Origin of the sequence: Pseudolactococcus hodotermopsidis (assembly GCF_011170085.1) — a bacterium.
GTDB classification, from domain to species: Bacteria; Bacillota; Bacilli; order Lactobacillales; family Streptococcaceae; genus Pseudolactococcus; species Pseudolactococcus hodotermopsidis.
The window spans coordinates 1-8660 of sequence record NZ_BLLI01000076.1 but is presented as its reverse complement, the minus strand read 5'-3'; the positions used below and the strand labels follow the sequence as shown (position 1 = coordinate 8660).

The window sequence follows — 8660 nt, the reverse complement described above, 5'->3', positions numbered from 1 at the left end:
CTTGATAACACGATACTTTTTCAATTCATTCACAGTGAGTAATATCCTTTTCATAAGTATTAGTTTAACATTTGGGACATTTTATGTTTCGACCTACTTAGGACATTATCACTTTCGAATGATAAAACCGTGTATGTGTAAAAAATTCACCTTGACAATTCTCGGTAAAAGCGGTAAAATATTATAGTCTGCTCGTATAAGAGTAGATTGCGTGGGAGGACGGTTGTCCATTAAACCACATCACGAGAAGAGATTTCACATAGAAATCAATCAATAGGAGGAAATTATCGTGGCTAAAGAAGTACAAAACATCGTTAAATTGCAAATTCCAGCCGGAAAAGCAACACCAGCGCCACCAGTAGGACCTGCACTTGGTCAAGCTGGTATCAACATCATGGGTTTCACAAAAGAGTTCAATGCGCGGACAGCTGATCAAGCTGGCATGATTATCCCAGTTGTTATCTCAGTTTATGAGGATAAATCATTCACTTTCATAACAAAAACACCGCCAGCAGCTGTTTTGCTTAAAAAAGCAGCAGGTGTTGAAAAAGGTTCAGGAACACCAAACACTGTTAAAGTGGCAACTGTGACGAAAGCGCAAGTGCAACAAATCGCTGAAACTAAAATGGAAGATTTGAATGCAGCTTCTGTTGAGGCAGCTATGCGTATGATCGAAGGAACGGCTCGTTCTATGGGATTCGTAGTTGAAGGTTAATTTTTTTGTTGTTTACAAAAAAATAACAGTTTTTAGACTTTAGGTCTGAAATGATGAAAACCACCCGATCATATGATGAAATGGTGGAAGGCTGACATCCAGCCGTTAATACCACAAGGAGAAATAATAAAATGGCTAAGAAAAGCAAACAATTACGTGCTGCTTTGGAAAAAGTAGAAACGACTAAACTTTACAGTGTTGAAGAGGCTGTTGCCTTGGCACAAGAAACCAGTTTCGCAAAGTTTGATGCGACTGTTGAAGTGGCTTACAACCTCAACATTGACGTGAAAAAAGCTGACCAACAAATTCGTGGCGCAATGGTATTGCCAAACGGAACTGGTAAAACAGCTAAAGTTTTGGTTTTCGCTAAAGGCGAAAAAGCGGAAGAAGCGAAAGCTGCTGGCGCTGATTATGTTGGCGAAATGGAATACGTTGACAAAATCAATGGTGGTTGGTTCGACTTTGACGTTGTCGTTGCAACACCTGACATGATGGCTGTCGTGGGTCGTCTTGGACGTGTCCTTGGGCCACGTAACCTCATGCCTAACCCTAAAACTGGTACAGTTACGATGGACGTGACAAAAGCCGTTGAAGAGGTTAAAGCTGGTAAAGTGACTTACCGTGCTGAAAAAGCTGGTATTGTACACGTTGCGATTGGTAAAGTATCATTTGAAACTGAAAAATTGGTTGAAAATTTTAAAGCGATTAACAATGTTATCGTTGCGGCTAAACCTGCGACTGCCAAAGGAACTTACATCCAAAGCTTGACAGTTACGACAACTTTTGGTCCTGGTATCAAGGTTGACCCTAACTTTTAATTTATAACGATTTAAAATGAAGAGCTGTTCACTTTGAACGGTTCTTTTTTTGTCTAAAATCAGGGATTAAATTTTCTTAAAGTCAACGATAACTTTTCGATATACGAGACTTTTAGTTTCAATGATAAACTATTAACTAAGATAATGAGTATTTAACGAAAGTGAGACAAGAAAATGGGACATCCAAGTATTTATCCAACAGGGACAACGATTTATGACAAAGATAGGGCAGAAAATGGGTTCACGATTTTTCCGTCAGCTAAGGGGGCTCTTTTGATTGATATGAATGGGCAAGAAGTTAATCTTTGGGCTGGTTTAGCGGGATTTCCAAACAAGATTTTACCAGGCGGTTATGTGCTAGGGTCGACTGGTACACGAACGGGGAGGAAAACGTATCAAGATAATTTAGATTTGGTGCAAGTTGATTGGGATGGTCATATCGTTTGGAAATTTGATGGCACGGAGCATTTTGAAAATGACGGCGATAATCCACAAAATCAAGCGCGTCAACATCACGATTATCAGCGAGAAGGGTCGCCAGTGGGTTATTATGCGCCAAATCTTGAACCTCAGGTTTTATCGGGTAATACCTTGATGTTGGTGCATGAAAATATCTTAAAACCTGAGATTTCAAGTCATCCCTTGATTGATGATAAGATTATCGAAGTCGATTGGGAGGGCAACCTTGTCTGGAGCTGGCTTGCTAGTGCGCATTTTGAGGAGTATGGTTTTGATGCTGATGCTAAGGCTGCTATTCGTAACAACCCTGGTCTTAAAGGCGAGGCGGGGGGCGATTGGTTTCATATCAATTCGGCTTCAACGCTTGGTCCTAATAAATGGTACGATCAAGGCGATGAGCGTTTTCATCCTGATAATATTATCTTTGATGGGCGAAATACTAATATTTTAGGTATTATTAGCAAAAAAACGGGGGAGATTGTTTATCGTCTTGGACCAAATTTTCGGGAAACACCTGAATTGGCTAAACTTGGCTGGATTATTGGTCAGCACCATTTTCATCTGATTCCTAAAGGTTTGCCTGGCGAGGGGAATTTCCTTGTCTTTGATAATGGTGGTTCGGGCGGTTATGGTGCGCCGAATCCGTCATCTGCTGACGGCACAAATAATGCGGTGCGTGATTATAGTCGTGTGCTTGAATTTGACCCGATAAGTCTTGACGTTATCTGGCAATACACGCCAGAAGAGTGTGGTAATACGCTGTTTACGGATGGCTACAAGTTTTACTCGCCCTATATCTCGTCGGCGCAACGTTTGGCAAATGGGAATACCTTGATAACAGAAGGGTCTGACGGGCGCTTGATTGAGGTTACGCCTGAGCATGAAATTGTTTGGGAATATATCAACCCACATGATGCGAAATTGGGTGAGAAATTCAAGCTCAATATGGTTTATCGCGCCTATCGTGTGCCTTATGAATGGGTACCACAAGCTGATAAGCCAAATGAAGTCAGCATTTCACCCATTGATTCAACGAAATTTCGCGCTCATGTGGCAGCAGAAAATGCGGAGACAGGTAAAGTCACAGTTGTTGGTAACATTGACCCAAGGCAAGTTACGGTAACTGGTATGGCACCAGAAGATGTTGCAGCGGGACGAGCGGATTTTTGTGCTGTGAGTTTGGATACTGAAATAAGGAGGAAATGATGAGAAAATTGAGTAAAGTAGCTTTGAGTTTGGCATTATCAGTGATTGTGTTGACTGGCTTTGTGGCTTGTGGTAATACTAAAAAAGATGCGAATGCGAAAAAAGATATACTGTCAACTGGTTTGAAAACAGTTTCAATTGGTTTTCCCTCTGGTGGCTCTGACTGGCCTAGTGGTGTGCTTGGTGTTGGGAAAGAATATGGTTATATTGATGAGTATTTAAAACCGCTGGGATATAAAGCCAAGTTTGAGAGTTTTGTTGGCGCAGCGCCAGCCATTCATGAGGCGCTTGTTTCTGATAAATTGGACTATGTTGTTTATGCGGGTTTTGCGGGTGTTTTGGGTAAATCTAAGGGCATTGACATTACCTTGTTATCAGCAAACAGTTTTGATTCAACTTGGAAATTGATTGCGAGCGACAAATCTGGTATCAAAGATATTAAAGATTTGAAAGGTAAAAAAATTGCCTATACGCGTGGTGCAGCACCGCAGGCTTATCTGATAAAGGTTTTGGAAGAGGCGGGCTTGACTTTTGATGATATTGAGGGGATTAATTCGACAATTCCTGACGGTGTTGCTGGGGTAACGACGGGAACGATTGACGCGGCGGTTGTTGTTGCGGGGCAAGAGAAAGCTTTGGTTGATGACGGAACAGCTCGGGTGATTCATTTTGGCTTTAAGGCAGACCCCGATACTTATTTTGAGCCCTCTGTTTTTGTTGCCAATACGAAATCTTTGACAAAAAATCCAGATGTTGCGGTTGCCATTTACAAAGGTTTACTCAAAGCGCGTGATAAAATTGCTGAGAATCCAGAGGCTTATTATCAATTAAGTGCAGAGCGTTCTGGTTATGACTTGTCTGTCATCAAAGAAATCGCCAATCCAGATATAGAGGCTGCATTCCCATTGACTTTGGATGATAAATATATCAATTCATTGAAAAAAATCAACAAGTTTGAAGTTGAGAATGGCTTAGCTGAAAATAGTGTCGATTTCAGCAAATTTGTGGACAAATCAATCGGCGAAAAAGCAGCAAAAGAGTACGCAGCAGAAAAATAATCGGAGAAAATAGTGAGAAATAAACTTGCAAAATACGGTGTGCCACTGATTTTACCCTTGCTAATTGTGATGGCTTGGTACACGGCGACGACTTTGGAAGTCGTCCCAACATTGATATTGCCAAAACTCGGTACAATTGGCGCAGAAATGCAACATCAATTGATTGGTGGTACGATTATTGAAGATTTACGCATTAGCCTACTTAGAATTGCCAAAGGTTACGCACTTGCTACAAGTATCGGTGTTCTGCTTGGCGTTCTCATGGGCATGAGTCCGAAAGTTTACCGAGTTTTCTCGCTGACTTTTACCGCCATTCGCCAAATTCCGATGATTGCTTGGGTGCCTCTGCTCGTCATGTGGTTCGGTATCGGCGAAGAATCAAAGGTTGCGGTCATTTTCATGGCGTCTTACTTTCCTGTTTTGGTCAATACCATGAGCGGAATTGGGCGGACGGACAAAAAGTTGTTGGAAGTTGGGCAGATGTATCAGCTCTCAAAATGGCAACTTTTTACGAAAATCTACTTGCCATCAGCGCTCCCGTCTATTTTTGTCGGCTTGAAACTTGGTCTTGGTATTTCTTGGATGGCAGTTGTCGGCGCTGAGATGATTGCGGCGAGTTCTGGGATTGGCTTTCGGCTCAATGATGCGCGGGCGCTCATGCAATTTCCGATTGTTTTTTGTGGCATGATTGCGATTGCAGTTGTCGGTTTGGTTTTGGATGCGATTTTGGATATTATTGGCAAAAAACTGACACCTTGGGAAAATTTGGTTAATCATTAGCACATGATACTGAAAAACGATGCGACGAAGTTGCAAACATTCCTAGAAAATTAGCTTGAAGTTCAAATAATAGGAGAAATGAAATGTCAGAAAAATTAGTAATTAAAGATTTAGCTAAAAGTTTCTCTGTTAATGGTGGGAAACTAGAGGTACTCAAAGGGATTAATTTGACGATTGCTGATGGTGAATTTGTTGCCATTGTTGGTCATAGTGGCTGTGGCAAGTCGACTTTGCTGAAAATTATTGCAGGATTAGAAACGCAGGACACTGGCATTTGTGATATGGATGGTCAGGCGATTACTCAACCAGGTTTTGACCGTGGCATGATTTTTCAAGAACATCGTCTCTTGCCTTGGCTGACCATTGAAAAAAATGTTGCTTTGAGTTTAAATTCGCATAGCAAAGCTGATTGTGCCGCACGTGTTGACAAGTATTTGTCTATGGTCAAATTAAATGATTTTAAGACGGCTTATCCCTCACAATTGTCTGGTGGGATGAGTCAGCGTGCTGCGATTGCGCGTGCTATGGCGCCGAGTCCTGACGTTTTATTGTTAGATGAACCATTTGGCGCACTTGATGCCATGACCAAAATCGAACTGCAAGATGAGGTTAAGGAGCTGCGCAAAAAGGAGAAAAGCACCATGGTTATGGTCACGCATGATATTGAGGAGGCGGTTTATCTGGCTGATCGCGTGATTGTTATGGCGGCAAATCCTGGGCGGATTCGCGATATTGTGACGATTAGTCTCGGCGAGGAGCGCGACCGCGGGAGTGCTGATTTTACGGTGTATCGTAAGAAGATTTATGATTATTTCTTTGAGTCTAAGGTTCAGGAGCCTGAGTATGTAATATAAAAAACGAGTTCTCACTTACTGAGAGAGCTCGTTTTGAATTTTAGTGACTTGTTCGTGAATCGTCTTGAGGCGTGGTTTGGCTTGAAATTGGTATTCCTTGATGTCTTTTTTGATGTCGGTGGTGGTCATTTTGGCGTATTCGAGTTCAAATTTGACGTTGTCAAGGTTTTTTTTGAGGTCAGCAGTTTCTGAAATTAAGTCTGTGCTGATATTTTTGATGTCTTTGAAATAGCTGGTGATTGTCATGTGGCAAGTCTCCTTTTAAGCGGTTATGGTATCTTGAATCGCTTTTAAATCAAGTGTATGCTCGGTAAAATTAAAGGCAAAGTCGTCATTTTTAGCATAACGCGGAATGAGATGAATATGCGTGTGAAAAACGCTCTGCCCCGCGATTTCTGTGTTATTTTGGAGGAGGTTTAATCCTGTCGCGCCGAGTTTTTCAGTGAGCTGTTTGGCAAGCGCTGGGACTTTTGAAAATAGCACGCTTACGTCGTCTGCTGGCATCTCTAACAAATTGTCAGCATGTTTTTTAGGAATGAGCAAGGTGTGCCCCTTGGTCGTTTGCGTGATGTCGAGGAAAGCAAGCACGTCGTCGTCCTCATAAATGGTATAGCTCGGGATGTCGCCTGCGATAATTTTACAAAAAATGCAATCTGTCATGAATTTCACCGTTTCTTTTCTGATTTTTGTTATAATAATATTATAGCATTTTATGCAGAAAAGAGAGTACATGACTTTAAAAATAGAAAATTTAACAGGCGGGTATTTTGGTAATACCGTTTTGAAAGACGTGAGTTTCACGGTTGAGAGTGGCGAATTGGTTGGCTTGATTGGGCTTAATGGTGCTGGGAAATCAACGACGATTCAAGAAATCATTGGTTTGTTATCGCCTTATCAAGGGCAAATTTTGCTGGATGATTTGACGATTGGGCAAAATAGTGAGGCTTATCGCAAGAAAATCGGTTTTATTCCGGAACAACCGTCATTATATGAAGAGTTGACTTTGCGTGAGCATATTGAGGTCACGGCGCTTGCCTATGATATTGAGGTTGAGACTGCTATGGCGCGTGCTGAAAAATTGCTGAAAACTTTCAGACTTTCTGACAAACTTGACTGGTTTCCTGCAAATTTTTCAAAGGGGATGAAACAAAAAGTCATGATTATTTGTGCTTTTTTGACTGAGCCGTCGCTTTATATCATTGATGAGCCGTTTTTGGGGCTGGATCCGCTTGCCATAAATGATTTGATTGATCTCATGCTGGAAATGAAAAAAACAGGTGCGTCAATTCTTATGTCAACGCATATCTTGTCAACGGCTGAGCGTTTTTGTGATAAATTCGTCGTCTTGCATGAGGGAAAAGTCATTGCGGACGGCGATTTGACGGCACTTCGGGCGAAGTTTAACTTGCCAAATGCTAGTCTTGATGAGATTTATGTTGCTTTGACCAAAGAAAGTTGGCAAGCGCATGATTGAGCTATTTAATAAACGTCGAGCCAAGTGGCACACGCAAAATATCAAATATATGCGTTATGTTTTTAATGACCATTTTGTGTTAGTCTTGTTATTTTTGATTGCTTTTTTGGCGGTTCAATATGCTCAATTCTTAAAAAGTCTGCCTAAACATTGGTTGCCGAGTTATTTGATTGCGCTTGTCATTTCTGTTATGGTACTGTTTGTCGGCAGACTGGCAACATTTGTCGAAGAACCTGACCAACAATTTCTCCTTGCCAAAGAAATGGCAGTGCAATCACATCTCAAACGTGCTGCCAAATTTTCGCTGATTTTGCCCGCTGCGGTTATTGCGCTTGCCATTTTCATCCTCAGTCCACTTGTGACACTTGGTTTACCGTTGACAATCGCTTGGGCTTGCGGTCTTATCGTCATCAAATATTTTTTGCTTGTGAGAAAATCACAAACATTTATCCAAAATAATCTGATTCAATGGCGCGAGCTGGTTGCTTATGAGGAGAGCCGCAAGAACGCGATTCTCAAGGTGTTTAGCCAGTTTACTGATGTGAAAGGTTTGCGCCAGACTGCTAAGCGGCGTAAGGTCTTGGATCGTTTTTTGCCCAAGTCAAAGACCGCTTACGACTATCTTTTCGTGCGGACTTATCTGCGCAGTGGCGACTACCTCATGCTGACCCTGCGTTTGTCGACGCTTGCGATTTTGGCGCTGATTTTCATTGATAATGACGTGTTTGCCCTCTTACTTGCGGTGCTTTTTGATTATTTGCTGGTTTTTCAGCTCCTACCGATTTTGCAGTCGCAAGATTATCAGATTTTAACTAAACTTTATCCGATTACTGAACAGGATAAAAAGCGCGCCGCACGTGATTTGATTCGGCATTTACTTATCATTATGAGCGTTAAAGACTGCCTTGCCAGTTTGATTTTCTTTGAAAATAAAGTTTTGGCTGGTATTTTTGTGTTGACGGGTGTTTTTCTTGGTGTTGTTTATCCTCGGGTTAAGTTGAAGTGAGGCAATTATTGGATTAAAGTGTGTTTAAATATTCTCTGTTTTATGTTATAATCCCGAGTTTGACAGTTTAATTTAAATAACAATAAAACAAACGTTGTTATAGAGTGTTGTCAAGCGAAATTGAAAATGTCCCAAAAAAAGTCTAAACATGAGTTACGTTTTTCTAAAGCAAAATTTGCTTTTAGATTCCATTTTTGATATGATTGAGTTATGATTTAGGCTGAATTTTCAGCTTGATATTCCAGAAGCGTCTTACCGATTCTTCTGAGATACTTTTCGAAAGATGCAAG

The 8660-nt window shown here is 41.3% G+C and carries 10 protein-coding genes; 8 read left to right on the top strand and 2 right to left on the bottom strand.

Annotated features, from left to right (window positions below; genetic code table 11):
• Positions 1-289 precede the first annotated feature (289 nt).
• From rplK to Hs30E_RS09670, 6 genes are all read left to right on the top strand, one after another.
• The gene (gene rplK / locus Hs30E_RS09695) at positions 290-715 is read left to right on the top strand and encodes a 50S ribosomal protein L11 (protein WP_172209752.1); all 426 of its coding nucleotides are present in this window, start codon (positions 290-292) and stop codon (positions 713-715) included.
• A 131-nt stretch (positions 716-846) separates the two neighbouring features.
• On the top strand, positions 847-1533 hold the full coding sequence (gene rplA / locus Hs30E_RS09690) for a 50S ribosomal protein L1 (RefSeq protein WP_172209751.1): 687 nt from the start codon (positions 847-849) through the stop codon (positions 1531-1533).
• A gap of 174 nt (positions 1534-1707) precedes the next feature.
• Positions 1708-3198 carry an aryl-sulfate sulfotransferase gene (locus Hs30E_RS09685; protein WP_172209750.1) on the top strand — a complete coding sequence of 497 codons (1491 nt, stop codon included), beginning with the start codon at positions 1708-1710 and terminating at the stop codon, positions 3196-3198.
• Complete coding sequence (locus Hs30E_RS09680) at positions 3198-4256, top strand: ABC transporter substrate-binding protein (protein ID WP_172209749.1); 1059 nt, start codon at positions 3198-3200, stop codon at positions 4254-4256. The genes Hs30E_RS09685 and Hs30E_RS09680 overlap by 1 nt, the downstream gene beginning before the upstream one ends.
• 12 nt (positions 4257-4268) lie before the next feature.
• On the top strand, positions 4269-5036 hold the full coding sequence (locus Hs30E_RS09675) for an ABC transporter permease (protein ID WP_228462046.1): 768 nt from the start codon (positions 4269-4271) through the stop codon (positions 5034-5036).
• An 83-nt stretch (positions 5037-5119) separates the two neighbouring features.
• The gene (locus Hs30E_RS09670; protein ID WP_172209748.1) at positions 5120-5890 is read left to right on the top strand and encodes an ABC transporter ATP-binding protein; all 771 of its coding nucleotides are present in this window, start codon (positions 5120-5122) and stop codon (positions 5888-5890) included.
• Between the two features lie 15 nt (positions 5891-5905).
• Here Hs30E_RS09670 and Hs30E_RS09665 read toward each other — a convergent pair whose 3' ends face one another.
• The gene (locus Hs30E_RS09665) at positions 5906-6136 is read right to left on the bottom strand and encodes a hypothetical protein (RefSeq protein WP_172209747.1); all 231 of its coding nucleotides are present in this window, start codon (positions 6134-6136) and stop codon (positions 5906-5908) included.
• Between the two features lie 15 nt (positions 6137-6151).
• Positions 6152-6550 carry an HIT family protein gene (locus Hs30E_RS09660; protein ID WP_172209746.1) on the bottom strand — a complete coding sequence of 133 codons (399 nt, stop codon included), beginning with the start codon at positions 6548-6550 and terminating at the stop codon, positions 6152-6154.
• A gap of 70 nt (positions 6551-6620) precedes the next feature.
• Between Hs30E_RS09660 and Hs30E_RS09655 the strand changes: the two genes are divergently transcribed.
• Both Hs30E_RS09655 and Hs30E_RS09650 read left to right on the top strand, forming a co-directional pair.
• Positions 6621-7364, top strand: a complete 744-nt coding sequence (locus tag Hs30E_RS09655; RefSeq protein ID WP_172209745.1) for an ABC transporter ATP-binding protein — start codon at positions 6621-6623, stop codon at positions 7362-7364.
• The gene (locus tag Hs30E_RS09650; protein ID WP_172209744.1) at positions 7357-8370 is read left to right on the top strand and encodes an ABC transporter permease; all 1014 of its coding nucleotides are present in this window, start codon (positions 7357-7359) and stop codon (positions 8368-8370) included. Before Hs30E_RS09655 ends, Hs30E_RS09650 begins: the two co-directional genes overlap by 8 nt.
• The last annotated feature ends 290 nt before the right edge of the window (positions 8371-8660 follow it).